At 73.4% G+C, this 25,886-nt stretch carries 22 protein-coding genes; 15 read left to right on the top strand and 7 right to left on the bottom strand.

The features are described 5' to 3' along the window. Positions 1 to 4: 4 nt before the first annotated feature. From ABD999_RS05730 to fdhA, 6 genes are all read left to right on the top strand, one after another. Positions 5 to 781, top strand: a complete 777-nt coding sequence (locus tag ABD999_RS05730; protein WP_148034666.1) for a 4Fe-4S dicluster domain-containing protein — start codon at positions 5 to 7, stop codon at positions 779 to 781. Further along, positions 778 to 1,701, top strand: a complete 924-nt coding sequence (gene nrfD / locus ABD999_RS05725; protein ID WP_345482599.1) for an NrfD/PsrC family molybdoenzyme membrane anchor subunit — start codon at positions 778 to 780, stop codon at positions 1,699 to 1,701. The genes ABD999_RS05730 and nrfD overlap by 4 nt, the downstream gene beginning before the upstream one ends. Before the next feature lie 103 nt (positions 1,702 to 1,804). Further along, positions 1,805 to 3,103 carry an L-seryl-tRNA(Sec) selenium transferase gene (gene selA / locus ABD999_RS05720; RefSeq protein WP_271280520.1) on the top strand — a complete coding sequence of 433 codons (1,299 nt, stop codon included), beginning with the start codon at positions 1,805 to 1,807 and terminating at the stop codon, positions 3,101 to 3,103. Continuing rightward, positions 3,103 to 4,890: a SelB domain-containing protein gene (locus tag ABD999_RS05715; protein WP_345482598.1), complete on the top strand. Its 1,788-nt coding sequence runs from the start codon at positions 3,103 to 3,105 to the stop codon at positions 4,888 to 4,890. The genes selA and ABD999_RS05715 overlap by 1 nt, the downstream gene beginning before the upstream one ends. Before the next feature lie 79 nt (positions 4,891 to 4,969). Next, positions 4,970 to 5,854 (top strand): MIP/aquaporin family protein, encoded by an 885-nt coding sequence (locus tag ABD999_RS05710; RefSeq protein WP_271279945.1) that lies wholly within the window; start codon positions 4,970 to 4,972, stop codon positions 5,852 to 5,854. 48 nt (positions 5,855 to 5,902) lie between these two features. Continuing rightward, on the top strand, positions 5,903 to 7,123 hold the full coding sequence (fdhA, locus tag ABD999_RS05705; protein WP_219548689.1) for a formaldehyde dehydrogenase, glutathione-independent: 1,221 nt from the start codon (positions 5,903 to 5,905) through the stop codon (positions 7,121 to 7,123). 48 nt (positions 7,124 to 7,171) lie between these two features. Here fdhA and ABD999_RS05700 read toward each other — a convergent pair whose 3' ends face one another. From ABD999_RS05700 to ABD999_RS05690, 3 genes are read right to left on the bottom strand one after another with little or no spacing between them, the layout of a single operon-like run. Continuing rightward, positions 7,172 to 9,412, bottom strand: coding sequence for a xanthine dehydrogenase family protein molybdopterin-binding subunit (locus ABD999_RS05700; RefSeq protein ID WP_271279944.1), 2,241 nt, complete (start codon positions 9,410 to 9,412; stop codon positions 7,172 to 7,174). Continuing rightward, positions 9,409 to 10,401, bottom strand: coding sequence for an FAD binding domain-containing protein (locus ABD999_RS05695; protein WP_271279943.1), 993 nt, complete (start codon positions 10,399 to 10,401; stop codon positions 9,409 to 9,411). Before ABD999_RS05695 ends, ABD999_RS05700 begins: the two co-directional genes overlap by 4 nt. Continuing rightward, positions 10,398 to 10,916, bottom strand: a complete 519-nt coding sequence (locus ABD999_RS05690) for a (2Fe-2S)-binding protein (protein WP_271279942.1) — start codon at positions 10,914 to 10,916, stop codon at positions 10,398 to 10,400. The genes ABD999_RS05695 and ABD999_RS05690 overlap by 4 nt, the downstream gene beginning before the upstream one ends. A 168-nt stretch (positions 10,917 to 11,084) precedes the next feature. On the opposite strand from ABD999_RS05690, the gene ABD999_RS05685 reads away from it, so the two are divergent. After that, entirely contained in the window at positions 11,085 to 12,107 is a 1,023-nt protein-coding gene (locus tag ABD999_RS05685; RefSeq protein ID WP_271279941.1) for a zinc-dependent alcohol dehydrogenase family protein, read from the top strand. On the opposite strand, the gene ABD999_RS05680 is transcribed toward ABD999_RS05685, so the two are convergent. Continuing rightward, positions 12,108 to 12,740 (bottom strand): pyridoxamine 5'-phosphate oxidase family protein, encoded by a 633-nt coding sequence (locus ABD999_RS05680; protein ID WP_271279940.1) that lies wholly within the window; start codon positions 12,738 to 12,740, stop codon positions 12,108 to 12,110. Positions 12,741 to 12,963: 223 nt separating this feature from the next. Between ABD999_RS05680 and ABD999_RS05675 the strand changes: the two genes are divergently transcribed. The 3 genes from ABD999_RS05675 to ABD999_RS05665 all read left to right on the top strand — a co-directional run bounded on the left by ABD999_RS05675 (position 12,964) and on the right by ABD999_RS05665 (position 15,335). Then, positions 12,964 to 13,977, top strand: coding sequence for a TerC/Alx family metal homeostasis membrane protein (locus ABD999_RS05675; RefSeq protein WP_148032189.1), 1,014 nt, complete (start codon positions 12,964 to 12,966; stop codon positions 13,975 to 13,977). A 69-nt stretch (positions 13,978 to 14,046) separates the two neighbouring features. Then, positions 14,047 to 14,310: a hypothetical protein gene (locus ABD999_RS05670; RefSeq protein ID WP_271279939.1), complete on the top strand. Its 264-nt coding sequence runs from the start codon at positions 14,047 to 14,049 to the stop codon at positions 14,308 to 14,310. After that, a complete protein-coding gene (locus ABD999_RS05665) occupies positions 14,307 to 15,335 on the top strand; it encodes a glycosyltransferase family 9 protein (protein WP_271279938.1) in 1,029 nt (342 codons plus the stop codon). The genes ABD999_RS05670 and ABD999_RS05665 overlap by 4 nt, the downstream gene beginning before the upstream one ends. 16 nt (positions 15,336 to 15,351) lie before the next feature. On the opposite strand, the gene ABD999_RS05660 is transcribed toward ABD999_RS05665, so the two are convergent. The 3 genes from ABD999_RS05660 to ABD999_RS05650 are packed head-to-tail and all read right to left on the bottom strand — an operon-like array spanning position 15,352 to position 20,114. Then, entirely contained in the window at positions 15,352 to 17,181 is a 1,830-nt protein-coding gene (locus ABD999_RS05660) for a S9 family peptidase (protein ID WP_345482597.1), read from the bottom strand. Next, entirely contained in the window at positions 17,178 to 18,953 is a 1,776-nt protein-coding gene (locus ABD999_RS05655; protein WP_271280006.1) for an N-acetylglutaminylglutamine amidotransferase, read from the bottom strand. Before ABD999_RS05655 ends, ABD999_RS05660 begins: the two co-directional genes overlap by 4 nt. A gap of 12 nt (positions 18,954 to 18,965) precedes the next feature. Next, positions 18,966 to 20,114 (bottom strand): carboxylate-amine ligase, encoded by a 1,149-nt coding sequence (locus tag ABD999_RS05650; protein WP_271280007.1) that lies wholly within the window; start codon positions 20,112 to 20,114, stop codon positions 18,966 to 18,968. A 231-nt stretch (positions 20,115 to 20,345) separates the two neighbouring features. Here ABD999_RS05650 and nhaA point away from each other — a divergent pair, with 231 nt between their 5' ends. From nhaA to ABD999_RS05625, 5 genes are all read left to right on the top strand, one after another. Beyond that, positions 20,346 to 21,602 carry a Na+/H+ antiporter NhaA gene (gene nhaA / locus ABD999_RS05645; RefSeq protein WP_271280008.1) on the top strand — a complete coding sequence of 419 codons (1,257 nt, stop codon included), beginning with the start codon at positions 20,346 to 20,348 and terminating at the stop codon, positions 21,600 to 21,602. A gap of 54 nt (positions 21,603 to 21,656) precedes the next feature. Further along, on the top strand, positions 21,657 to 22,808 hold the full coding sequence (locus ABD999_RS05640) for a PucR family transcriptional regulator (RefSeq protein ID WP_271280009.1): 1,152 nt from the start codon (positions 21,657 to 21,659) through the stop codon (positions 22,806 to 22,808). 75 nt (positions 22,809 to 22,883) lie between these two features. Then, entirely contained in the window at positions 22,884 to 23,195 is a 312-nt protein-coding gene (locus ABD999_RS05635; protein ID WP_271280010.1) for a hypothetical protein, read from the top strand. A gap of 198 nt (positions 23,196 to 23,393) precedes the next feature. Further along, on the top strand, positions 23,394 to 24,353 hold the full coding sequence (locus tag ABD999_RS05630; protein ID WP_271280011.1) for an arabinan endo-1,5-alpha-L-arabinosidase: 960 nt from the start codon (positions 23,394 to 23,396) through the stop codon (positions 24,351 to 24,353). A 70-nt stretch (positions 24,354 to 24,423) separates the two neighbouring features. Then, the gene (locus tag ABD999_RS05625) at positions 24,424 to 25,830 is read left to right on the top strand and encodes a hypothetical protein (protein WP_271280012.1); all 1,407 of its coding nucleotides are present in this window, start codon (positions 24,424 to 24,426) and stop codon (positions 25,828 to 25,830) included. Positions 25,831 to 25,886 lie beyond the last annotated feature (56 nt).

Below are 25,886 nucleotides of genomic sequence, written 5' to 3'. Positions count from 1 at the left end.
GCGGATGGGGTTCTTCACCGACACGAGCGTGTGCATCGGCTGCAAGGCGTGCGAGGTGGCTTGCAAGGAGTGGAACCAGATCCCCGACGACGGCTTCGTCTTCGAGGCCACCTCCTACGACAACACCGGCATGCTGGGGGCGAGCACCTGGCGGCACGTCGCGTTCATCGAGCAGTCACGACCGGTGGCCGTCGGCGGTGACGAGGGCGTGGACCGGTGGCTGATGTCCTCCGACGTGTGCAAGCACTGCACGCGCGCCGCCTGCCTGGACGTGTGCCCGACCGGGGCGCTGTTCCGGACCGAGTTCGACACGGTGGTGGTGCAGGCCGACATCTGCAACGGGTGCGGCTACTGCGTGCCCGCCTGCCCGTACGGCGTGATCGACCGGCGGGAGGGCGACGGGCGGGCCTGGAAGTGCACGATGTGCTACGACCGCCAGCGCGGCGGCCTCGAACCCGCCTGTTCCAAGGCGTGCCCCACCGACTCGATCCAGTTCGGCCCGCTCGACGAGCTGCGGGAGCGCGCCGAGCAGCGGGTGGCCCGGCTGCGCGCCGACGGGAACGAGCAGGCCCGCCTGTACGGGGAGAGCCCCGATGACGGGGTGGGCGGGACTGGGGCGTTCTTCCTGCTGCTGGACGAGCCCGAGGTGTACGGCCTGCCGCCGGACCCGGTGGTGACCACCCGCGACCTGCCCGCCATGTGGGGCTGGGCGGGCGCGGCCGCGCTGTCGGCGGCCGGTGCCGTGGCTCTGGCGTTCCTGCGTACGGGGGAGCGGCGGTGAAGCGGGAAAGGGCCGTGGCGCGGGAGGTGGTGCCGGAGGCGGAGTTCCGGTCCTACTACGGCCGCCCGGTGATCAAGCCGCCCATCTGGCACGAACCCCACATGCCGACATATCTGTATTTGGGAGGTGTGTCGGGAGTCTCGTCCTCGATGGCCGTGATGGCCCGGCTGACCGGCCGGACCCGCCTCGACCGCACCGCCCGCGTCGCGGCGGCGGCGGGGGCGGCCCTGGGCGCCGGGCTGCTCTCCGCCGAGCTGGGCAGGCCCGAACGGTTCCTCAACATGTTCCGCGTCTTCAAGCTCACCTCGCCGATGAGCGTCGGCTCGTGGATCCTCGCCGCGCACGGCGGGCTGTCGGCCGCCGCCCTGGCCGGTGACCTGACCGGCATCCTGCCGGCCGCCGGTGACGCGGCGCTGCTGGCCACCGCGGTGACCGGGCCGCTGACCGCCACCTACACCGCCGTCCTGGTCGCCGACACCGCCGTGCCCGCCTGGCACGAGGCGTACCGGGAGCTGCCGTTCCTGTTCGCGGGCAGCGCGATGGCCGCTGCGGGGGCGGCCGGGATGCTGGGCACGCCGCCGGCCCACGCCGGTCCCGCCCGCGCGGTGGCCGCGCTCGGGGCGGGCGTGGAGACGGTCGCGGGGCAGCTGATGGAGCGCCGGCTCGGGTTCCTGGGGGAGCCGTACCAGGTGGGACGGGCGGGCCGGCTCATGCGCGCCGCGCGCGTCCTGACGGCCGGCGGCGGGCTGCTCGCCGTGGTCGCCGGACGCAGCCGCGCACTCAACGCCGTGTCCGGCCTCGCCCTCACGGCGGGCTCGCTGTGCACCCGCTTCGGCATCCTCGCGGCGGGCCGCGCCTCCGCCGCCGACCCCAAGTACACCGTCGTCCCCCAGCGCCGGCGCCTCGACGAAGCCTCCTGAAGCCGGATCCCGCCCGGGCGCGCCGGGCCCCGACTTTTCAGGAGGCCGAGGTCCTCGGCCCGGCGGGTTCGATTCCCGCCCGCCTCCGCTTATGTTCGGGAATATGGATCGACGCAGGCGGGTGCCACGCACCGACGCCGTGCTCGCCGACTCGCGCCTGGTGGAGGCGGGCGGGCGGCTGGGCCGGTCGGTGGTCAAGGCCGCGGTGGCGGCGGCGCAGGAGCGGGCCCGGCAGGGCGAGATCGCCCCCGAGGAGGTGGCCGACGCGGCGGTGACGGCGCTCCCGGCCCGCGCGGCGAGCCTGCGTCCGGTCGTCAACGCCACCGGCGTGCTGATCCACACCAACCTCGGCCGGGCCCCGCTGTCGGCGGCGGCCGTCGAGGCGATGACCGCCGCCGCCGGGTCCGCCGACGTGGAGTTCGACCTGGCGACGGGCGCCCGGTCGCGGCGGGGCCGGGGCACGCTGGAGGCGCTCGCCGGCGCCGTGCCGGTGGCGCAGGACGTGCACGTCGTGAACAACAACGCCGCCGCCCTCGTCCTGGTCGCCACCGCGCTCGCCGCCGGGCGGGAGATCGTGATCAGCCGGGGCGAGCTGGTCGAGATCGGCGACGGGTTCCGCATCCCCGACCTGCTCGCCTCCACCGGGGCGCGGTTGCGTGAGGTGGGCACCACCAACCGCACCTCCGTCCGCGACTACGCCGACGCGGTGGGGCCGGCGACGGGGTTCGTGCTCAAGGTCCACCCGTCGAACTTCCGGATCGAGGGCTTCACCGGCTCGGCCGAGGTGCCGGAGCTGACCGGGCTCGGCGTGCCCGTCGTGGTGGACATCGGCTCCGGCCTGCTGGCCCGTGAGCCGCTGCTGCCCGCAGAACCCGACGCCGCCACCATGATCGAGGCGGGCGCTGACCTGGTGACGGCCAGCGGCGACAAACTGCTCGGCGGGCCGCAGGCGGGCCTCCTCCTGGGCCGGTGCGACCTGGTCGAACGCTGCCGCCGGCACCCGCTCGCCCGCGCGCTGCGGGTCGACAAGCTCACGCTCGCCGCGCTGGAGGCGACGCTGCGCGGTCCCGTCCCGCCGGTCCGGCAGGCGCTGCACGCCGATCCGGCCGTGCTGGAGAGGCGCGCCGCCGCCCTGGCCGGTCGCCTGGCCGGCGCCGGGATCGACGCCTCGGGGGTGCCGAGCGAGGCCGCCGTCGGCGGCGGCGGCGCTCCCGGCGTGCTGCTGCCGAGCGCGGCCGTGAGCCTGCCCGAACGGTTCGCCGTCCCGCTGCGGACGGGCGATCCGCCGGTCGTCGGCCGGATCGAGGGCGCCCAGCTGCTGCTGGACCTGCGAGCCGTCCCGCCCGAACGCGACGACGACGTGGCGCGCGCGGTGCTGGCGGCCGCGGAGGTGGTGGGCTGATGCACGTCGTGGCCACCGCGGGTCACGTCGACCACGGCAAGTCCACCCTGGTACGGGCACTCACCGGCATGGAGCCCGACCGGCTGGACGAGGAACGCCGGCGCGGCCTCACCATCGAGCTCGGGTACGCGTGGACGTCCCTCCCGTCGGGGGAGCCGCTCGCGTTCGTCGACGTGCCAGGTCATGAGCGGTTCCTCGGCACGATGCTCGCGGGGGTCGGGCCCGTACCGGCCGTGGTGTTCGTGGTGGCGGCCGACGAGGGGTGGATGCCGCAGTCGGAGGAGCACCTGGTGGCCCTGGAGGCCCTCGGGGTACGGCACTGCCTGCTGGTGGTGACCCGCTCGGACCTCGCCGACCCGGGCCCGGCGATCGAGCGGTCCCGCGCCCGCCTGGACGAGGCTCTCGGGAAGCCGGGCGGTGGGGTGGCGGCGGTCGCCGTGAGCGGGCGCACCGGTCAGGGGCTGGACGAACTGCGGCGGGCGCTGGACCGGCTGGTGGCCGGGCTGCCCCGGCCGGATCCGGGGGCGGCGGTCCGGTTGTGGATCGACCGGACGTTCAGCGTGACCGGCAGCGGGACGGTGGTGACCGGCACGCTGCCCGCCGGGACGGTGTCGGTGGGCGACGAGCTGCTGCTCGACGGCGAGCCGGTGCGGGTCAGGGGCCTGGAGTCGTTGAAGCGGGCGCGGGACACGGTGTCCGGGGTCGCCCGGGTGGCGGTCAACCTGCGCGGGCACGACCTCCCCTGGCGCGGGCAGGCGCTCGTCACGCCGGGCGGGTGGACGTACACGGAGTCGGTGGACGTACGCGTCGCGTCTGTCGGGAAACAGCCGCAGGAGGATCCCGGCCTGCCTCGGCGGCTGACCGTCCACGTGGGGTCGGCGGCCGTGACGGCCGAGGCGCGGCACCTCGGCGGCCGCTTCGTACGGCTGCGCCTGGACCGGCCGGTGCCGCTGCATCTCGGCGACGTGCTGCTGCTGCGCGACCCCGGGCGCGACCGGTCCGAGGTGCGGGTGCTCGCCGGGGCGGCCGTCCTCGACGTGCGCCCCCGGGCCCTGCGCGGCCGGGGCGCCGGCAGAGAGCGAGCCGCCCAGCTGGAAAAGGCCCTCCCGAAGCCCGACCCCGCCGGGCTCGACGCGGCGTTCGCGTTGCGGGTGCATCGGCTGCTGCGGGCCGCCGACCTGCGGGCCATGGGGGCGGCGCCCGAGGTTCCCGGGGTGGCGGGGGAGTGGCACGCCGATCCGGACTACTGGGAGGAGTCGCGGAGGCGGCTGGGCGAGGCGGCGCGGCGGTACGCGGAGCGCAATCCCCTGGAGCCGGCCATGCCGGTCGAGGCGGCCCGGCGCGCGCTGGGGCTGCCGGACCGGCGGCTGGTCGCGGCGCTGGTGGGGCCGCCGCTCACGCTCGCCGGCGGGCGCGTCGTGGCGAGGCCGGCGGGGCTGCCGGGGCCCGTGGCGCTGGCGGTGGAGCGGGTGCAGCGGGAGCTGGCGGCGCGGCCGTTCCAGGCGCCGGAGGCGGGGCGGCTGGCCGAGCTGGGGCTGGGCCCGAAGGAGCTGGCGGCGGCCGTGCGGGCGGGGAGCCTGCTGCGGGTGGGCGAGGGGATCGTGCTGCTGCCGGGAGCCGACGGGCGGGCGGCCGAGGTGCTCAGCCGGCTGCCGCAGCCGTTCACGGTCAGCCAGGCCAGACGCGCGCTCGGCACCACCCGCCGGGTCGCCGTGCCGCTGCTCGAACACCTCGACAGGGCCGGTCTCACCGAGCGGCTGGACGAGGTGCGCCGCCGCTGCGGATGACTCCGCTTAGGGGCCTGGACCTGGGTATATATATTGGGAAATCAGGGGGATTGTGAACCATCGTCATCTGGGGGTTGCGATGGTCGGAGACCTTCCACGGCGGCTCGTCGCGGAAGCCATCGGGACAATGCTGCTGGTGATCTTCGGTCCGGGATCCGTGGTGGCCGCGTTGCTCATGGGCAACGGTGAGCTTTCCTACGCCGCGCTCGGCTTCATCTCGTTGTCGTTCGCCGTGGTCGTCGCGCTGGTCATCTACGCCTTCGGCAGCACGTCGGGCGCGCACATCAACCCGGCCGTCACCCTCGCCCTGGCGGCGGGCCGCAGATTCCCGTGGGCGGAGGTGCCACCGTACATCGTGGCGCAGCTCATCGGGGCGTTCGCCGGCGGTCTGCTCATCGTGGGCGGCTTCGGCCGCCGGGCCGCCGACCTGGGCACCGGGCTCACCGCTCTCGGCGAGGGCGTGAGCTATGGGCAGGGCATCCTGCTGGAGGTGATGGGCACGTTCCTGCTGATGCTCACCATCATGGCGATGGCCGTGGACCGCCGGGCGCCGAGCGGCTGGGCGGGGTGGATCATCGGCATGGCCGTCGCCTGCGAGATCTTCGTGATCGGCCCCATGACGGGCGGCTCCGTCAACCCCGCCCGCACCTTCGGCCCGTACCTGACGACGAGCGTGTTCGGCGGTGACACGCCATGGTCGGAGTTCGGCGTCTACATCATCGGCCCGGTCGTCGGAGCCGTACTCGCCGTGCTCGTGTACGACCAGGTGGCGCGCCCGGCGCGCGAGCTGCCCGAGGCGGCCGAGCAGGGCACCGCCGGGGAGATCACCGGCACCCGGCGGCCGGGTGACGAGGAGGACCTCGCGCGGGACGTCCCGGTGGCCCGGAGCTCTCGCGACGACCTGGTACGCGACCGCCCGGCGCACGGCCCACGCCGCCGCCCCGGCCCCGGGGGTGATCGATGACCACGTGACCACCCGCCATTCGCACCCGTACAAGGGAGAGGGCACGTCATGTCAGGTAACAGAGGAGTCTCCTACGAGGGCCCCGGCAAGGTCGAGGTACGCGTGACCGACTATCCCGACTACGAACTCAAGGACGGTCCGGGCGTCAACCCGGCCAACGTGGGCCGCAAACTGCCCCACGCGGCGATACTCAAGTCGGTCGCGACCAACATCTGCGGAAGCGACCAGCACATGGTCCGAGGCCGTACCACGGCCCCGACGGGCCTCATCCTCGGTCACGAGATCACCGGCGAGGTGGTCGACACCGGCCCCGACGTCGAGTACGTCAAGAACGGCGACCTCGTGTCCGTGCCGTTCAACATCTCCTGCGGCCGCTGCCGCAACTGTAAGGAACGCAAGACCGGCATCTGCGAGAACGTCAACCCGGACCGGCCCGGCTCCGCCTACGGCTACGTCGACATGGGCGGCTGGGTGGGCGGCCAGGCGGAGTACGTCCTGGTGCCGTACGCCGACTGGAACCTGCTGAAGTTCCCGGACAAGGACCAGGCGATGGAGAAGATGCTCGACCTGGCCATGCTCTCGGACATCTTCCCGACGGGGTTCCACGGCTGTGTGAGCGCCGGGGTGGGGCCGGGCTCGACCGTCTACATCGCCGGGGCCGGACCGGTCGGGCTCGCCGCGGCGAGTTCGGCGTTCCTGCTCGGCGCCGCCGTCGTCATCGTCGGCGACCTGAACAAGGACCGTCTGGAGCAGGCCAGGAGCTTCGGCTGCGAGACCGTCAACGTGGCCGAGGGCGAGCCGAAGGACCAGATCGAGCAGATCCTCGGCGAGCCCGAGGTGGACTGCGCCGTGGACGCCGTCGGCTTCGAGGCCCGCGGCCACGGCAAGGAGGCGGAGAAGGAGCAGCCCGCGACCGTGCTCAACACGGTGATGGACGTCACCCGGGCGGGTGGCGCGCTCGGCATCCCGGGACTCTACGTGACCGGTGACCCCGGCGCGGCGGACGAGGCGGCCAAGCAGGGCTCGCTGTCGATCCAGATCGGTCTCGGCTGGGCCAAGTCGCTCAGTTTCGTCACCGGCCAGTGCCCGGTCATGCGGTACAACCGCCAGCTCATGCAGGCGATCCTGCATGACCGCGTGCAGATCGCCAAGGCGGTCAACGCCACCCCGATCTCGCTGGACGACGCCCCGCGCGGCTACCACGAGTTCGACGAGGGCGCGGCGCGCAAGTACGTGATCGACCCGCACGGCATGCTCGCGTCCAGGTGACCATGCGCCGCGAGCGGCGCGAGCCGTCGCTCGCGGTCCCCCGGGCCGTCACCAGGCCGGGTCCATCACCGTCTCGGGCGCGATGGGCAGGCCGCGGACCCGGCGGCCGGTCGCGTGGAAGACGGCGTTGGCGATGGCGGCGGCCACCCCGACCTGACCGATCTCCCCGACCCCCTTGACGCCGAGCGGGCCGACGACCTCGTCGCGCACCTCGACGAGGTCGACCGTGACCTCGGGCGCGTCGGCGTTGACCGGCACGAGGTACTCGCCCAGGTTCGCCGCGGCCCAGCGGCCCGTGCGCGGGTCCGCGTGGTTGCCTTCCAGGAGAGCCTGACCCAGGCCCCAGAGCATGCCGCCCATCAGCTGGCTGCGGGCCAGGAGCGGGTTGAGGACCCGTCCGGGCGCGAACGCGCCGCTCAGCCGGCGGACGCGGACGAGGCCGAACTCCGGGTCCACGGCGACCTCGGCGAACTGGGCGCCGAAGGTGAGCAGGCCGTGCGGCGTGTCCAGCGGCGGCGGCCGCCACGTGCCCGTCGCCTCCGCGTCGGACAGGTGGTGGCGTTCGAGCAGCTCACGGTACGTGTCGGCGGCGCCGGGACGTTCGGCGGAGGACAGGCGCCCGGCGGCCACGGTCACCGACCCGGGGGCGACGCCGTGCAGCGGTGACGCCTCGTCACCCACCGCCAGCGCGACGAGCTGCTCGCGCAGCGCCGTGCCGGCGGCGTGGACGGCGGAGCTGACCATGCCCGCGCCGGTCGAGCCCACCGCCGCCGTGCTGTTGGGCAGATCGGTGTCGCCGGCCTGGACCTGCAGGTCGGCGAGGGTGACGCCGAGCGCGTCCGCTCCGACCTGGGTGGCGATGGTGAGCACGCCGGTGCCGATCTCCTGCGTCGAGGTCTGCACGACCGCGCTGCCGTCGGCGAAGAGACGGGCCCGGGCGCGCTGGGGCGGCATGAACAACGCCACCGGGTACGCCGCGGCCGCCATCCCGGTGCCGATCAGCCAGTCTCCGTCGGACCGCGTGCGCGGGGCCGGGTCACGCCCGGACCAGCCGAATCGTTCGGCGCCGAGGCGGAGGCACTCCTCCAGCCCGCCGCTGGACCACGGGTTGCCGTGCGGGTCGGTCCGCGCGTGGTTGAGCAGCCGCAGGTCGAGCGGGTCGATCCCGAGCCGGTAGGCCAGCTCGTCCATCGTCGCCTCAAGGGTGAAGACGCCGAGGGTCTCACCGGGGCCCCGGGTGAAGGTCGGCGTCATGGTGTTGCCTCTGATGAGGCGGTGCACGCCGAGGTAGTCGCCGCACGCGTACAGCTGCGACGAGACGCCGGTCGCGGGCTCGGCCCAGTCGTCGAACGGCGAGGTGACCGACAGCTTCTCGTGCCGGATCGCGGTCAGCCGGCCGTCCCGGGTGGCGCCGAGCGCCATGCTCTGCTCCTGTTCCTCGCGGTGCCCCGTCGAGGTGAACATCTGCGGCCGGGTGAGCATCAGCTTCACCGGCCGGCCGACGTGCCGAGCGGCCATGGCGGTGAGCGTCGTGTGCGGCCACACCATCGCCTTGGAGCCGAACGCGCCGCCGACGAAGGACGTGATGACCCGGACGCGGGAGACGGGCAGGCCGAGCAGGTGGGCCACGGTCTGCTGGGTGGCCCGCACGCCCATGGTCGACTCGTACAACGTCAGCTCGTCGCCGTCCCAGACGGCGACCGTCGACGGCGCCTCAAGGGCGTTGTGGTGGTTGGCCGCCATCCGGTAGCGGGCCTCCACCCGCACGTCGGCCCGGGCCAGGCCGGCTTCGGCGTCGCCGCGCTCCTCGCGCCCCGGCAGCAGCCCGCCGAACAGGCGCTCCGCCTCGTACGACCGGCCGCGCCCCTGCTCGATCGTGGCGGTCGCCTGGACGACGTCGTACGAGACGCGCACCAGCGAAGCCGCGTACCGGGCCTGCTCGTACGTCTCGGCGACGACCAGGGCCACCGGCTGTCCCGCGTAGTGCACGACGGTGTCCTGCATCGGGAAGAAGCTCTCACCGGGCGCGGTCAGGCCCGCCAGCGACGGCAGCAGGCGCGGCGGTGCGGCGATCCGCGGCAGGTTCTCGTGGGTGAGCACGGCGAGGACGCCCTCCGCCGCGTGCGCCGCGCCGGTGTCCATCGCGGACACCCGGCCGGCGGCGACGGACGCGCCGACGATCGCGAGATGCGCCGCCCCCGGCGGCGAGATCTCCGCTGAATACCGCGCGGCGCCGGTCACCTTCGCCGGGCCGTCCACCCGCGTGACCGGCGTGCCGACCGTGGTCATGGCCGGGCTCCCCTCAGGCTGTGGGTCAGACCGCGCACCACCGCGCGGCGCGCGAGCTCGACCTTGAACGCGTTGTACCGGCGAGGCACGGCGGCGTCGAGTTCGAGCGCGGCGGCCCGCCGGAAGGCCGCCTCGTCCGCCGGGCCGCCGACGAGCGCCGCCTCCGCCCGCCTCGCCCGCCAGGGCTTCGTGCCGACCCCGCCCAGAGCGAGCCGGACGCCGGTGACGATCCCGTCCTCCGCCTCCACGGCCGCCGCGACCGAGACGAGGGCGAACTCGTACGACTGCCGGTCGCGGAACTTGAGGTAGACCGAGCCGATCCCGAGCGGCTCGCCGGGAACGTCGATCCCGACGATCAGCTCGCCGTGCGCCAGCGGGTGCTCGACCTCGGGCGTGTCGCCGGGAAGAAGGAAGAAGTCGTCGGCCGCGATCGCGCGCTCGCCGCCGGGCCCCGCCGTCCGGATGACGGCGTCGAACGCCACCAGCGCGACGGCGACGTCCGACGGGTGGGTGGCGATGCAGCGCTCGCTGGTGCCGAGGATCGCGTGGCCCCGGTTCAGCCCGTCGAGCGCCGAGCAGCCCGTCCCCGGTTCGCGCTTGTTGCAGGGCGAGACGCCGTCGCGCAGGTAGGGGCAGCGGGTGCGCTGGCAGAGGTTGCCGCCCATCGTCGCCATGTTCCGCAACTGCTCGGAGGCGCCCAGCAGCAGCGCCCGGGAGATCGCCGGGAAGCGGCGGACGACGATCGGCGCCCGCGCGACGTCGGTCATGCGGGCGAGCGCGCCGATGCGCAGACCGCCGCCGGGACGGTCCTCGACGGCCGTCAGCGGCAGGTCGTTGATGTCCACCAGGTGGCCGGAGCGGGAGACGCCCGCCCGGATCAGGTCCACCTCGTTGGTCCCGCCGGCCAGGAAGGCGCTCGCGGGACTCGCCGCCGCCAGGGCGATCGCGTCGCCGACGTCCCTGGCCCTGCTGTAGGTGAGCGGCCTCACGACGCGCCTCCCGCGCCGTCGCGGACCTGCCGGATGGCGGCGCGGATGTTCGGGTACGCCGCGCAACGGCAGAGGTTGCCGCTCATGAACTCGGCGATGTCCTCGTCGGTGGCGGCGTTGCCCTCCTCGATCAGCTTGACCGCGGACATGATCTGTCCAGGGGTGCAGTAGCCGCACTGGAAGGCGTCGTTCTCGACGAAGGCCCGCTGCATCGGGTGCGGCCCGTCGTCGCCGGCGAGCCCCTCGATCGTGGTGATCTCGCGGCCCGCGGCGGTGACGGCCAGCATCAGGCAGGCGAGCACCCGCCGGCCGTCGGACCACACGGTGCAGGCCCCGCAGGTGCCCTGGTCGCAGCCCTTCTTGGTGCCGGTCAGGCCGAGGTGCTCGCGCAGCGCGTCGAGCAGGCTCACGCGCGGCTCGACCTGGAGGACCCGGGGCCTGCCGTTGATCCTCAGCGACACCGGGACGCTCTCCGGCCCCTGGATGACGCGCGGGCGGCGATCGGTATCGGACATGGTCTTCCCTCCCCTGGCCGCTGGCCTGTCCTTCCCTACCCGGCGAAGGTACGGAGGAGCTGAGGCGAGGGCTTGGGCCGGGTAAACCCGGGCGCCCCGCTCCGGGCTTCCCGTTTTCGGAAGCGGGGCGGGGGAAGCCTGACACCTACGTGAAAGAGGGGATTCACCATGCGTGGAGCAGTTCTGTACGCTCCGGGCGACGTCCGCGTCGAGGAGCGTCCCGACCCGGTGATCGTCGAGCCCACCGACGCGATCATCCGGCTGTCGGCGACCTGCGTCTGCGGATCCGATCTGTGGCCCTACCGGGGGGTCGAGAAGCTCGACGGGGCGGCTCCCATGGGGCACGAGTACGTCGGCGTCGTGGAGGAGGTCGGCGGCCAGGTCACCACCATCAGGCCGGGTCAGTTCGTGGTCGGCTCGTTCTGGGCCTCCGACAACACCTGCGAGATCTGCCGGGCGGGCTACCAGAGCGGCTGCGTCCACCGGGTGCTCATGGGCTCGATCGGCACGCAGTCCGAGCTGGCGCGGATACCGCTCGCCGACGGCACGCTCGTCGCGACCCCTGGCATGCCGGACGCCGATCTGGTGCCGAGCCTGCTGGCCGCCTCCGACGTGCTGGGCACCGGATGGTTCGGCGCCGTCGCCGCCGCGGCCGGGCCGGGCAAGACCGTCGTGGTCGTCGGTGACGGCGCCGTCGGACTGTGCGGGATCCTCGCGGCCGGGCAGCTCGGGGCCGAGCGGGTCATCGCGATGAGCCGGCACGCGCCCCGGCAGGAGCTGGCCCGCCGGTTCGGCGCCACGGACATCGTCACCGAACGCGGCGACGAAGGGGTGGCCCGGATCAAGGAGCTGACGGGCGGGCTCGGCGCGCACAGCGTCATCGAGGCGGTCGGCACCCAGGAGTCGATGACGCAGGCCATCCGCTCCACCCGCCCCGGCGGCCACGTCGGCTTCGTCGGCGTCTCCCACGACGTCGCGCTGCAGGGCGACGAGCTGTTCTTCTCACTCGTGCACCTGCACGGCGGGCCGGCGCCGGTGCGGCAGTATCTTCCCGAGCTGATCGGGCTGATCTGCGACAGGAAGATCGATCCCGGCCAGGTCTTCGACCTGACCCTGCCACTGGACCAGGCCGCGGAGGGCTACCGGGCGATGGACGAGCGCCGCGCGATCAAGGCACTCCTCCTGCCCTGACTACAGGTTGGTGCGGGCGTCCAGAGCGAGCCCTTCGTCGATCGCCTCCGCCGGAACGTCCCTGAGTCCCAGGTGGTCCTTGGCGATCTGCCCGAGGGTGGGCAGGCTGTCGCGGGCCGGCCAGGTCTCGGGCTTCCACAGCGACGACCGCAGGAACGCCTTCGCGCAGTGCATGTAGAGCTCCTCGACGTCCACGAGCACCGCCAGCCGGGGCCGCCTGCCCCGGGCCACCAGGTCGTCGAAGAACGGCGCGTCCGACACGAGGGTGGCGCGGCCGTTGACCCGCAGGGTCTCGTTCATCCCCGGCACGATGAACAGCAGCCCGACGTGGGGGTTGCGCAGCACGTTGCGGAAGCTGTCGACGCGGTGGTTGCCGGGCCGGTCGGCGAGCGCCAGGCGGTGGTCGTCGAGGACCAGCACCGACCCGGCCGGGTCGCCGCGCGGCGAGACGTCGCACGTCCCGTCGGGGTTCGAGGTCGCCAGCAGCACGAGCGGCGAGTGGGCGATGATCGCGCGGGCGTGCTCGTCGATCCGGCCGATGTCCTTGTCCCAGATGCCCTGCGACGGCTCCGGCACGATCTCCCGGAGCTCGGCCTCGGTCGTCACCGTACGGATCTCAGAAGCGTGATGCACCGCCTCAATATAGTGGTGGGCACGCCGCCCGCAGCCCCCGGCCTGTACGTGAGCATCCCCGGGTGGATCACCCTCCACGGATGCTTTACCGTGGAGGGCAACGAGGGGAGTACTTCCCAAGCGTCGAACCCGGTCAGTACGGACCTGTGGCGGGTCCCCGGGCGGCCGCCCGCGTCAAGCGGGTGAAGGAGACCTCGAACGGCTCAGCGTTCGAGGAGGATGCATGCCCGCCACGTCAGTCTTGGCTGCCGTCGAACTGCAGACGATCGCCTCACCCCAGCTGTGGGCGATCACCATCGCGGGGCTGGTCGCCCTGCTCGTGCTCGACTTCGTCGTCACGCGGCGCCCGCACGAGGTGCGGATGCGCGAGGCGGCTGGCTGGTCGATCTTCTACCTGGCCCTTCCCGTGGTGTTCGGGTTCGGCCTGTGGGCGTGGGCCGGCTCCACCGTGGCGGTGGAGTTCTTCACCGGCTACGTCGTGGAGAAGTCGCTGTCGGTGGACAACCTGTTCGTGTTCATGCTGCTGCTGGGCGCCTTCGCGGTGCCCGCCGCGCTGGCCCAGCGTGTCCTGCTCTACGGGATCATCGGGGCGCTGGTGCTGCGGGCCGTCTTCATCGCGCTCGGAGCCGCCGCCCTGCAGAGCGGCACGTGGGCGTTCCTGCTGTTCGGCGCGATCCTCGTGCTGACGGCCGGGAAGGTCTTCAAGGACGCGGCGAGCGGCAGGGAGCAGGAGGTCGACATCTCCTCCATCCGCTCGATCCGGCTGCTGCGCCGGTTCGTGCCGGTGACCGACGACTACCGGGGCTCGCGGCTCGTCGTCAGGGAGGCCGGGCGGTACGCGCTGACCCCGCTGGCGCTGGCCATCGTGGCGGTCTTCGCCACGGACATCGTGTTCGCCGTCGACTCCGTGCCCGCCGTCTACGGCGTCACCGAGGACCCGTTCCTGGTGTTCGCCACCAACGCCTTCGCCCTGCTCGGCCTGCGGGCGCTCTACTTCGTGCTGCAGGGAGCCCTCAGCAAGCTCCGCTACCTCAACCACGGGCTCGCCCTCATCCTGGCGTTCATCGGCGTCAAGCTCGTCCTGCACTGGGCGCACGGCATCTGGCCGCAGGTCCCCGAGATCCCGACCCTCGCCTCGCTGGGCGTCATCGTCACGGTCCTGCTCACCGTCACGCTCACCAGCGTGCGCGCCAACCAGCGCGACGAGCGCCGCGCCGGAGAACGCCCGGACCGGTGACCCGACGTATGCCCAGGTCAGCAGGGTTGTCCGGTTTGTCGCCCCGAAGGTGGGGGTAGCCCGGCAACCGTGCCCGACGCCCGCGACCTCGACGTGCTCGTCCCGACCAGGGACCGTCCCGTGCTGGTCACCCTGGCCGGCCTGGCGGCGCGGCGCGTGACCGGCGCCCGCGTGGTGATCTCCGACCGGTCGCGGGCGCCCGTCGCGCACGACCCGCCGGCGGAGTCCGCGTACGCGGACGTGGTGGCGCGGTTGCGGGTGAGGGAGCGGTACGGGGGAGCGGGCCGGGCCTACCGTCTGGAGCCGCCGACGACCGTCCTGGAACAGCCGTGAGCACGGTCGCCGGGGTGCGGCGGATCGCGGTGCTGCGCGCCAACGCGCTCGGCGACTTCCTGCTGGCGCTGCCCGGCGTCGAGGCGATCAGGAACGCCTACCCGGACGCCGAGCTCACGCTGCTCGCCCTGCCGTGGCACGCCGACTTCCTGGCCGGGCGGCCGGGCCCGGTGGACAAGGTGATCGCGCTCCCGCCGATCACCGGGGTGTCCACCTCCGAGGACGGCCACCGGGCGCCTGCCGGGCTGCTGGAGCGGCTGCGGGAGTCGCGCTTCGACCTGGCGGTGCAGATCCACGGCGGCGGGCGCTACTCCAACCCGTTCGTGCGGGCGCTCGGCGCGGGGACGACGGCCGGGCTCCGCGCCCCGGACGCGCCGCCGCTGGACCGGTGGGTACGGTACATCCACTTCCAGCACGAGACGATGCGGTATCTGGAGGTCGCGGCACTGGTGGGCGGCCACACCAGCCTGACCGAGCCGCGCCTGACCGTGACGGCGCGCGACCGGGCGGAGCTGGGCGAGCTGCCGGAAGGGCTGGTCGCGATACATCCGGGGGCCAACGACCCGAGGCGGCGGTGGCCGCCGGAGCGCTTCGCCGCGGTGGCGGACCGGCTGGGCCGGCCGGTCGTGGTCACCGGGTCGCGGGCGGAGCGCGACCTGGTGGCCAGGGTGGCCGGGGCGATGCGGCGGCCACCGGCCGCGGTCGCCGGGGAGCTGAGCGTGGGCGGGCTGGCCGCGCTGTACGAGCGGTGCGATCTGCTGGTGGCCAACGACACCGGGCCACGCCACCTGGCGGCCGCGGTGGGGACGGCGACGGTGGCGGTCTACTGGTGCGGCAACCTGATCAACGCCGGCCCGCTCTCCCGCCACCGCCACCGGCCGCTGGTGTCGTGGACGCCCGCCTGCCCGGTCTGCGGCGCGGGCGGGCTCGACCCGCACGCCGGTCGGTGCGCGCACGAGGTGTCATGGGTGACCGACGTGCCGGTGGACGCGGTCGCGGAGGAGGCCGGGGACCTGCTGAAGTGACCCCGCGGTCCGGCGGTCACCCGGCTCCGTGGATGTGCAGGCGGTTCGTCAGCCAGTCCACCACCTTGGTCACGAAGCTGATCCGGTTGCCGATCCGCCGGATCTCGTGGCCCTCGTCCTCGAAGAAGAGGTGGTCGCACGGCACGCCGCGGGCCGTGGCCGCGTCGACGACCTGTTCGGCCTCGTACAGCGGCACGTTGGTGTCGTGCGCCCCGTGCACGACCAGCAGCGGGGCGGCCAGCCGGTCGAACGCGCGCAGCGGCGACAGGGCGCGCAGCAGCTCGCGGTCGGTCTCCGGGTGTCCGTACTCGCTGATCGCGGCCGCGGCGATCCACGGCTCGCTGCGGGCGTAGAACGTCTCGAAGTCGGCGATGCCGCTCACGGTCACGCCCGCGCGGAAGAGCCCCGGATGGGTGACGAGCGCGGCCAGCGTCAGATAGCCGCCGTAGGACCAGCCCATGCAGGCGATCCGGTCCCGCGCGGCGGCGCCGGTGCGCACCAGTTCGGCCACGCAGTCGGCCACGTCGTCGACGGCGCGGAAGCGCAGCTCGCGGTCGTCCGCCTGCCGGAAGGCGCGCCCGTATCCGCCGGAGCCGCGCACGTTCGGGGCGAGCACGCCGATCCCGGCGGCCAGCAGGTTCTGGTAGAGGGGGTTGAACGTGGGACGCTCCTGGTCCTCGGGGCCGCCGTGCAGGAACACCAGGAACGGAGCCGGCCCCAGCACGTGCGGCGGCCGGTAGAGCCAGGCGGCCAGGACGAGGCCGTCGCGGGCGGGGAAGCGCACCAGCTCCGCACCCGCCGCCGTGGCCAGCCGGCCGGCGCCCGCGACCCGCCGGTAGCCGCCCCGGTCCAGGTCGCACAGCAGCACGTGCGAGGGGTCGCCGGGGCTCTCCGCGGCGAGGACGGCCAGGGTGCCGTCCCAGCTGATCCTGGCGGAGGTCACCACGTCGGCGGGCGGCGGCGGCAGCGGCCTGGGCTGCTCGGTCCCCAGCTCCAGCACGTCCAGCCCGGAGCGGCCGTGCTCGTTCCACACCAGCAGCGCGCGGCGCCCGTCCGCGCTCAGCGCGAACCGGTCCAGCTCGGCGTCCGGCCGCTCGGCCAGCACGACCGCGTCCGCGCCCTGCCGCACCTCGCGCTGCTCGGCCTGGTCGCGGCCGGCGTCGGAGACCACGTACGCGGTGCGGCCGTCGGGGGAGAGGGCGCCGGCGTCGGTGGATCCCGGCAGTCCGGGCAGCAGCGGCCGCTCCCCGCTCGGCAGGTGCGCGCCCAGCGCCTCGGCGACGAGGGTCGCCACGTACATGTGCCGCCGTCCGCGCGGGCCCCGCCGCAGCAGCATCGTGGCGTGGTCGCGGCTGATGGCCGCCGGCCACATCAACCGGCCCGCGGCGATGACCTGACGCCCGCCCGTGGCGGCGTCGGCCAGCACGGCGTGGGTGTGGCCGGCGGCCGACGTCTCGGCGACCAGCACCTCCTCGCCCCGCCCCGTCCATCGGACCAGCGCGGCCGACCCTCCGGCGGGCGCGGAGAGCAGGCGCAGGTCGCCGCCGTGCGGCCGCACCGTCCAGACCTGGGCGTGCTCGCCGCCGCCCGGAGCCAGCAGCACGGCCAGCCGGGCACCGGTCGGCGCCCAGCTCACGTCGACGGCGGGCTGCGGCCCGGTGTCCACGACCCACGCCTCGGCGTCCTCGCCGACCGGCTGGATCCACACCCGGGGAGAGCCGTCCCTGTCGCTGACGAAGGCGACGGCGCTGTCGTCCGGGGCCAGGGCGGGCGCCAGGCAGCTCCACGCGGTCAGGCTGGCGGCCGACGGCAGGTGCGACAGGCCGCCGATGATCTCCGGCGTCATCCGAGGTGGGCCTGCAGCCACAGTTCCAGCAGGCCGAGCTGCCACAGCGTATTCACCCCTGTCGCCGCCCTGTCGCGGCCGGGGTCGGCGAGCAGCCGGTCGACGTAGTCCCGCCGGAACAGGCCGCGGTCGCGGGCGGCCCGGCTGGTGAGCGCGTCGCGGACGAGGTCGAGGAGCCGCCCTTCGACGTGCCGGATCGCCGGCACCGGGAAGTAGCCCTTGGGCCGGTCGACGACCTCGGCGGGCAGCATCCGGCGGGCGGCGTCCTTGAGCACGCCCTTGCCGCCGCCGGCCAGCTTGAGCTCGGCCGGGCAGGCCGCGGCCAGCTCGACCAGCTCGTGGTCGAGGAACGGCGTGCGCGCCTCCAGGCCGTGCGCCATCGTCATGTTGTCGAGCCGCTTGACCGGGTCGTCGACCATCATGGCGGTGGTCTCCAGGCGCAGCACGGCGTCCAGCGCGGTGTCCGCGCCCGGCCTGGCGAGGTGGGCGCGGACGAGGTCGCCGCTGACGTCGGAGCCCAGCAGGTGATCGGGCGCGAGGATACGCGCCAGGTCGTGGTGCGGGCGGTCCCTGAACGCCTCCAGGTACGTGTCCGCGGCCCGCTCGCGCGGCACCCCGGCCAGCGGCGGGAACCAGTCGTAGCCGGCGAACACCTCGTCGGCGCCCTGGCCCGACTGCACGACCTTGACGTGCCCGGCGACCTCCCGCGACAGCAGGTGGAAGGCGACGCAGTCGTGGCTGACCATCGGCTCGCTCATCGCGTGCACCGCCTGCTCCACCCCCTGCGCCAGGCGGGAGTCCGGGACGCGGATGCGGTGGTGGTCGGTGCCGAAGCGCCGGGCCACCAGGTCGGAGTAGGCGAACTCGTCGCCCTGCTCGCCGCCGGCCGGCTCGAACCCGATGCTGAACGTGGCCAGCTCCCGCTGCCCCTGCTCGGCCAGCAGCGCCACGATCAGGCTGGAGTCCAGCCCGCCGGACAGCAGCACGCCCACCGGCACGTCGGCGACCATGCGCCTGCGCACCGCCGTGCGCAGCGCGTCGAGGACGGCACGGCGCCACTCGCCGTCGTCCGCCGGCGCCGCCGGGCGCCGGTGGCGGGGCTCCCAGTAGCGGTGCTCGGTGCTCGTGCCGTCCGCCTCGATCACCCGTACGGTGGCCGCGGGCAGCTTGCGGACCCCGGCCAGGATGGTGCGCTCGCCGGGCACCAGCGAGTGGAAGGTCATGTAGTGGTGCAGGGCGACCGGGTCGATGCCGGTGTCCACCCCGCCGGCGGCCAGCAGGGCGGGCAGCGACGAGGCGAACCGCAGCCGCCGGCCGTCCTCGGACAGATACAGGGGCTTGATGCCGAGCCGGTCGCGGCCCAGGGTGAGCCTGCCGCCGCCGCGTTCGGCGACCGCGAACGCGAACATGCCGGTGAAGTGGTCCACGCATCCGGCGCCCCACCGGTGGAACGCCTTCACCAGCACCTCGGTGTCGGAGCCGGACTGGAAGCGGTAGCCCGCGCGGCGCAGCTCGGCGCGCAGCTCCCGATAGTTGTAGAGGCAGCCGTTGAACACCGCAGCCAGGCCCAGCTCGGCGTCGACCATGGGCTGGGCCGCCTTCTCCGACAGGTCGATGATCTTCAAGCGGCGGTGGCCGAGCGCGATGGGCCCGTGCGACCACAGGCCGGAGCCGTCGGGCCCGCGGTCGCGCATGGCCTCGGTCATCCGGCCCACGGCGCCGAGGTCCGCCTCCGCGTCGTCGAAGCGGATCTCACCACTCAGCCCGCACATCGTCCCTCCCTTTCAGGACGCCGCGGACCGGTACGGCGGGGAGTCGCCGAGGGGCCGGTTCCACTCGCAGGCCCGGGTCTCGGCCAGCAGCAGGTCCACGACGTCGGCCAGCCGCCCCCGGCGGGCGAACGCCTGGCGCTGGCGCGCCGCCGAGCTGCCCCGCGCCAGCGCCTCCCGCGTCAGCCCGGAGACGAGCTCCCAGTCCGCCGACTCCTCCAGCTGCGGCCGCAGGCCCTCGACCAGGCGCCGGATCACGACGGGCGCGGCCCGCGGCACGCCTCCCACCGGGTCGATGAGCTCGCCCTCCAGCCCGGACCGCGCCGCCTGCCACGTCGCCGCTCGCACCGCTTCCAGGTGCACCTCGCGCTCCACGCCCTGGCGCACCGCCTCCAGCTCCCTGGCCACCAGCGCCCGGAACAGTCCCGCGATCAGCACGATGTCCTCAAGCCGGGGGCAGGAGTCGCAGATCCGCAGCTCGACCGTGGGCACATGCTGCGAAGGCCGGATGTCGTAGTAGATCATCCCGGGATCGCTGATGACCCCCGACCGGATGAGCTCCTTGATCATCTCCTTGTACTCGGCGGCGGAGTCGTACTTCGCGATGGGACCGGCGGTGGGCCAGCGCCGCCACACCAGGCTGCGGTAGCTGGCGTATCCGGTGTCGTCGCCGTCCCAGTAGGGCGAGCTGGCCGACAGCGCCAGCAGCGGCGGCAGCCACGGCGTCAGCCGGTGCGCGACGGTGACGGCCAGGTCCGGATCGTCCACTTCCGCGTGTACGTGGGTGCCGCAGATCAGCTGCTCACGGGTGAGCTGCTGGTAGTCGCTGAGCATCTGCTCGTAGCGGGGGTCCGGGGAGACCTTCAGCTCGTGCATGTCCACCAGCGGAGGGCTGCCCGCCGCGCTGATCCCCAGGCCCGCCTCGTCGGCCAGCCCGATCAGCCGCCCCCGCAGGTCGCCCAGGTCCCGCGCCAGGTCGTCCAGCCGCAGGAAGGGCGAGCTGTTGGACTCCACCATCGAACGCTGCAGCTCGTGGGTGAAGCGATCGGGCGGCAACTGCTCCAGCAGCAGATCGGCGTGCCCGGTCAGGCGCCGGGTGTCCAGGGAGACCACATGGAACTCCTCCTCGACCCCCACCCGGATCGATCCCGCGTCACCCGCCACCAGTACCTCCTTCGTGCCCGTATGACATGCCCCCTCCCCTGAAAAAGGCCTTCCTCACGTGGGATCGATCACTGTGCGCGGTCCGCGTCCGGGCGGTGTTCCGCCGGGTCCTCCGCGACTTTGCCGGTCGTCGGCAACGTTCGCGCCGGGAGACTGCGGGGCGCCGTCGTTGTCCGCCGTCATGCCCGTACACCAGCCTTGATGTGAAAACCGTTTCCCATCTGGAGGGCCATGACCGACGCCGGACGCCGCCATCTCTTCGGCCGCGGCTCGTGGGCGGAAGCCCGCCGCATCGCCGACATCCTGCGCAAGGAGACCATCGGAGGAGCTCTCCTGCTGGGCGGCGCGGCGCTGGCCCTGATCTGGGCGAACTCGCCCTGGTCGGGGGTGTACGAGGCGATCCGCGGCTTCACCGTCGGCCCCGCCTCCCTGCATCTGCGCCTCGACCTGGCGACCTGGGCGGCCGACGGGCTGCTTGCCGTCTTCTTCTTCGTCGCCGGGCTCGAACTGAAACGGGAGTTCGTCGCGGGCGACCTGCGCCAGGTGAGGCGGGCCGCGGTGCCGGTCGCGGCGGCCTTCGGCGGGGTCGTCGTCCCCGCCGCGGTCTACCTGCTGGCCACCAGGAACGTCGACGGAGCCGCGGCCGGGTGGGCGATCCCCACGGCCACCGACATCGCCTTCGCGCTGGCGGTGCTCGCGGTCCTCGGCACGTTCCTGCCCCCGGCGCTGCGGACCTTCCTGCTCACCCTGGCCGTGGTCGACGACCTGATGGCCATCGTCATCATCGCCGTCTTCTACACCGGTGACCTGGCGCCGGTCCCGTTGCTCGCGGCCCTGGTCCCGCTGGCGGTCTTCGCGGTGCTGGTACGGCGCGGGGTCCGCTCCTGGTGGCTGCTGCTGCCCCTGGCGTTCGCGGTCTGGGCGCTGGTGCACGCCTCCGGGGTCCACGCCACGGTCGCGGGCGTGCTCCTCGCCTTCGCGGTGCCCGTCGTCCGCGGCGAAGGCCGGGGGCCGGCCGAGCACTTCGAGCGCCGCTTCCGGCCGCTGTCGGCGGGGGTGGCGGTGCCGCTGTTCGCGTTCCTGTCGGCCGGTGTGCACCTCGGCGGGCTGAACGGCCTCGCGACCGCGCTCACCGACCCGGTCGCCGTGGGAGTCGTCGCCGGCCTCGTCGCCGGCAAGCCGATCGGGATCATGGCCGCCACCTGGCTGGTGGCCCGGTTCACCCGCGCCCAGCTCGACGAAGGGCTGAGCTGGCTCGACGTGCTGGGCCTGTCGATCCTGGCCGGGATCGGCTTCACGGTGTCGCTGCTCATTGGCGAGCTGGCCTTCGGGGCCGGCGGCGACCACGTCAAGCTGGCGGTGCTGGCAGGCTCGGTCACCGCCGCCCTGCTGGCCGCGGTGATCCTGCGCCTGCGCAACCGGGCCTACCGGCGCATCCACGAAGCCGACGACCGCGACGCCGCGCGCCAGGTTGGAACGCTACAGTGACGCTTGCCGGACCTCGGCAATCCAGAGCGCGGGCCTTCGGGGGAGAGCCGCACCGTGACCGTACCCGAATTCGACCTCGAGGAGATCGCCGCACGCGCGAGCGCCGACGCGGGCGGCGTGCCCGCCCGCTGGCTGGGCGAGTACCTGCCGCTGCTGGCCCAGGTGAGCAGGACCCAGGGGCATCTCGACGGCGCGGCGCTGGCGCGCATGCGCGAGTGCGGTGAGACGGCGGCACGCGACGGCATCCCGCTGCGCGCCGTCATCGACGTCCACCTGAGCGCCACCTGGCTGGCCTGGCCGACGCTGCCGGGGATCGTCGGCGCGCGGCGGGCGCAGGAGCTGCGGTCCGCGGGGGAGGCGATCTTCCGGGCCGCCGACCGGTCGGCCGGCGCGCTGGTCGAGGGGTACGAGGGAGCCCAGCGGCTGGAGATCCGCCGGGAGGAGGCCGTACGCCGGGAGTTCGTCGACGACCTGCTCCAGGGGCGCGGGGACCTCGGCACGGTGGTCGAACGCGCGGGGCGCTTCGGGCTGCGCCTGGCGGCCGCCCACCTCGTCTGCGTCGCCGAGGCCGGCCGCCCCTTCCACGACGGCGGCCCCGTCGCCCGCCATGTCGAGGCCGCGATGGACGTACGGGACGTGCTGATCGCCACCAAGGACGGCCTGCTGGTGTGCGTGGCCCCCGGTCACGCGGACGGCGTGAGCGAGGCGTTCGCCGCGCGCGTGCGGCAGGCGCTGGGCGGGGAGGAGTCGCTGCGCGTCGGGGTCGGCCGCGCGCACGAGGGGCCCGGCGGGGTGGTGCGCTCCTTCGATGAGGCGCGCAGCGTGGTGGAGTTCGGCCGCCTCCTGGAGCTGGAGCAGGAGGTGCTGTACGCGTCCGAGCTGCTCGTCCTTCAGGTGCTGCTGCGGGACAGGGCGGCGATCGCCGAGCTCGTCGAGGCCGTGCTCGGCCCGTTGCGGGCCGCCAGAGGAGGGCCCGCCACCCTGCTGGAAACGCTGTTCGCCTACTTCGCCAGCGGCGCCGTCGCCACCGCGACGGCGAGCCGCCTGCACGTGGGCGTCCGCACGGTGACCTACCGCCTCGGCCGGATCCAGCGACTCACCGGCTACGACCTCGGCCAGCCCATCCAGCGGCACGCCCTGGAGACGGCCACCCTGGGCGCCCGCCTCCTGGGCTGGCCCGGCGCGCAGTCCTCTCCTGGAACGTAGCCTGGGAGGGTGATCCTCGAATTCTTTCTCGGGTTACTGGGCGCGATCTTAGGCAGCCCCCCACATCGGTGGACGATGCCACGCGCGAGGTCGAACGCCGACGGGTCGGTGACCGTTCCCGGCGCCGTCCACGGCTTCACCTCGATCGACCGTGAGAACGGCTGGATCGGCGGCTGGCTGACGATCTCGGACGAGAAGGTGGTCCACACCATCGACAGGGAGGTCAAGGTCCTCCGCAGGACCGTCCCGCTGGAGGGGACCACCTTCGAGATCCGGGCGAAACCGGACGCGCAATACGTGACCATCGCCCTCACCACGGCCGACGGCCGGGACTTCAAGATCAACTTCGACCGGTTCTACGACCAGGCGCTCGCCCGGTTCGGGTGAGTCGGTGCCGCGCGGCCGGGTTCTGTGTGGCGCACGGTCTCCGGCGACGCTGTTAGCGTTATCACTGCGTGTCCGCATGAAAGTACGCCGACTGCCACCGCCAGTCAAGGGCGTTGACCGTTGTCATGTTTCGTGTCTATATTCCCCTCGACCCCTGGCGCACGGTCTCCTCCACCCCCCACCAGGAGAGGACCCATCGTGCGCCCAGCCATCACCGTCATGGCGGCCGTCGTCACCCTGCTGCTCAACACCACTCCCGCGCTGGCCTACCCGCCGCCCGGCCAGGTCGCCGGTGACACGGTCGTGCACGACCCGACGATGATCCGCACCCCGTTCGGCTACGTCCTGTACTCCACCCACGGCCACCTGGAGGCCCGCACCTCCGCCGACGGGGTCACGTTCACCCGCGCCGGCGACGCGTTCGACACGCCGCCCGCCTGGTGGAGCACGTACTCGGCCGAGAACGGCCCCTGGGCCCCCGACATCTCCCATGAACGCGGGAAATACCTGATGTACTACGCCGTCTCCAGCTTCGGCAGCAACCACTCGGCCATCGGCCTGGCCACCAGCCGCACCGGCCGCCCGGGAAGCTGGACCGACCGCGGCATCGTGTACGCCACGGAGCTCGGCATGGACCACAACGCCATCGACCCCAACCTGCTCGTCGACCGCGAGGGCCGCTGGTGGCTGAGCTTCGGCTCGTACTGGACCGGCGTCCGCATGATCCGCCTCGACCCCCGTACCGGACTGCGGCACGAGAAGGACCGCACCCTGTACCACCTCGCCACCCGCCCCGACGCGCCGTACGCGGTCGAGGCGCCGGACATCGTCGAGCGCGGCGGCTACTACTACCTGTTCGCCTCCTACGACCGCTGCTGCGCGGGCCTGGACAGCACGTACAAGATCAAGGTCGGCCGCTCGACCAGCCCGACCGGCCCGTACACCGGCCGCGACGGGCAGCCGATGATGACCGGCGGCGGCACCCTGCTGCTGGAGACCCACGGCCGCTTCGTCGGCCCCGGCGGCCAGAGCGTCATGCGCGACCGCGGCCGCGACGTGCTCGTCTACCACTACTACGACGGCGACGACGGCGGCACACCCAAGCTCGGGCTCAACCGGCTCGCCTGGGACGCCGACGGCTGGCCGCACGTGAGCTGACGATTTACCGTCGGCATACCGGTGGTCACTAGGCTGACGGCCCTCCATCGTCTGATCTTGAAGGACCCCCGTGACCCGTCTGGCGCTCGTGACCCTCGCCGCCCTCCTGCCGGCGCTCATCCCCGGCGTCGTCCACGCCGACGTCCCCGGTGTGCGGGGGACGGAAGGCAACCTCATCAGGGAGGAGGCGCCACGGGACGACGGGATCAGGCACATGGACACCAAGGCGATGATCGCGGCCCTGAAGGCTCTCGACGCGAACACGTACGTCTATCCGATGGCCGGTGACAACGTGCACTGGGAGGACCTGCGCGAGGAGTTCCTGCCGGCCGCCGCCGACGCCGGGATCAAGGTGTGGGTGATGGTGTACTCGCCGAGCCAGCAGGGCTGCTGCGTCTCCCGTCCGTTCAAGCACGACTACGTGGCCTGGTCCCGCGAGCTCGCCACCCTCTCCAAGACTCACCCGAACCTGGCCGGCTGGACCGTGGACGACTACGCCTACGACATCGGGAAGACCTTCACCCTCGCGTACGTCCGCCAGATGAGGGACGCCGCCAAGGCGGTCAACCCGGCGTTCACGTTCAACCCGACCGTCTACTACAAGCAGTTCACCGACGACTTCATCGCCCAGCAGATCCCGCTCCTGGACGGCGTGATCTTCCCGTTCAGGGACTCGCCGCACCGCGACACCTCCTGGTCGTGGAGCCTGTCCTACCAGGTCAAGCAGCTCGCCCAGCGCCTTCCCGGCACCGACGTCTACGTGATGCCGTACGCGCACCCGCTGAGCCACGCCGCGCAGAAGCCCACGGTGTCCTACGTCGAGACGATCACGAAGCAGGCGCTCGACCTCGTCCGCGCGGGAGAGGCCGCGGGCGTCATCCAGTACAAGCTCCCGCTCATGCCCCGCGACGCCAACTGGACGCGCCCCGCGACCGACGACCTCTCCCGCACCGGCGACGGACGGTTGAGCTTCGTCGTCGAGTCCGGCACTCCGACCAAGGCCGGGATGTGGTGCGGCGCCGAGCGCACGGTCCAGCTGACGCCCGGAGCGACCAAGCGCACGGTCACCTTCTACCACCGGGACGGCCGCGGCTCCGAGAGCCCGGCCGGCTACCACAAGAAGCAGCTTCTCGTGGACGGGAAACTGGTGTGGCAGCGGGACGTCACCGCCGACGCCAAGGACACGTGGACCAAGGCCACGATCGACCTGACGGACCAGCTGGCCGGGCGGACGAGCGCGAAGCTCCAGTGGCGGCTGTTCGAGCTCAAGGGCGTGACGAACTACTTCGTCGACGTGAGTGTGGACGACATCGCGCTGACCGGCATCCAGCTGAGCGATCCCGGCGTCGAGAACGCCGCCACCTGGACGTCCGGCCTGTCACGTAACGGCGGCCCCGTCTACTGCTCCGCCCAGGTCTACCACCGGGACTACGGCGCCGACCTGCGCGAGCGCCTCGCCGGGCTGTACGGCGGCTAGGCTCCGCCCGGGACGCGGAGATCGTTCAGCGCTAGGTTGGCCTCATGGCCATGTCT

Origin of the sequence: Nonomuraea ferruginea (assembly GCF_039540635.1) — a bacterium.
GTDB classification, from domain to species: Bacteria; Actinomycetota; Actinomycetes; order Streptosporangiales; family Streptosporangiaceae; genus Nonomuraea; species Nonomuraea ferruginea.
This window is presented reverse-complemented; position numbering and strand designations above follow the sequence as displayed.

Coding starts and splice junctions, on each gene's coding strand:
- ABD999_RS05730 (WP_148034666.1), top strand. CDS start 5: ATGGGGTTCTTCACCGACACGAGCGTGTGCATCGGCTGCAAGGCGTGC.
- selA (WP_271280520.1), top strand. CDS start 1,805: ATGGATCGACGCAGGCGGGTGCCACGCACCGACGCCGTGCTCGCCGAC.
- ABD999_RS05715 (WP_345482598.1), top strand. CDS start 3,103: ATGCACGTCGTGGCCACCGCGGGTCACGTCGACCACGGCAAGTCCACC.
- ABD999_RS05710 (WP_271279945.1), top strand. CDS start 4,970: ATGGTCGGAGACCTTCCACGGCGGCTCGTCGCGGAAGCCATCGGGACA.
- fdhA (WP_219548689.1), top strand. CDS start 5,903: ATGTCAGGTAACAGAGGAGTCTCCTACGAGGGCCCCGGCAAGGTCGAG.
- ABD999_RS05700 (WP_271279944.1), bottom strand. CDS start 9,412: ATGACCACGGTCGGCACGCCGGTCACGCGGGTGGACGGCCCGGCGAAG.
- ABD999_RS05690 (WP_271279942.1), bottom strand. CDS start 10,916: ATGTCCGATACCGATCGCCGCCCGCGCGTCATCCAGGGGCCGGAGAGC.
- ABD999_RS05685 (WP_271279941.1), top strand. CDS start 11,085: ATGCGTGGAGCAGTTCTGTACGCTCCGGGCGACGTCCGCGTCGAGGAG.
- ABD999_RS05675 (WP_148032189.1), top strand. CDS start 12,964: ATGCCCGCCACGTCAGTCTTGGCTGCCGTCGAACTGCAGACGATCGCC.
- ABD999_RS05660 (WP_345482597.1), bottom strand. CDS start 17,181: ATGACGCCGGAGATCATCGGCGGCCTGTCGCACCTGCCGTCGGCCGCC.
- ABD999_RS05655 (WP_271280006.1), bottom strand. CDS start 18,953: ATGTGCGGGCTGAGTGGTGAGATCCGCTTCGACGACGCGGAGGCGGAC.
- nhaA (WP_271280008.1), top strand. CDS start 20,346: ATGACCGACGCCGGACGCCGCCATCTCTTCGGCCGCGGCTCGTGGGCG.
- ABD999_RS05635 (WP_271280010.1), top strand. CDS start 22,884: ATGCCACGCGCGAGGTCGAACGCCGACGGGTCGGTGACCGTTCCCGGC.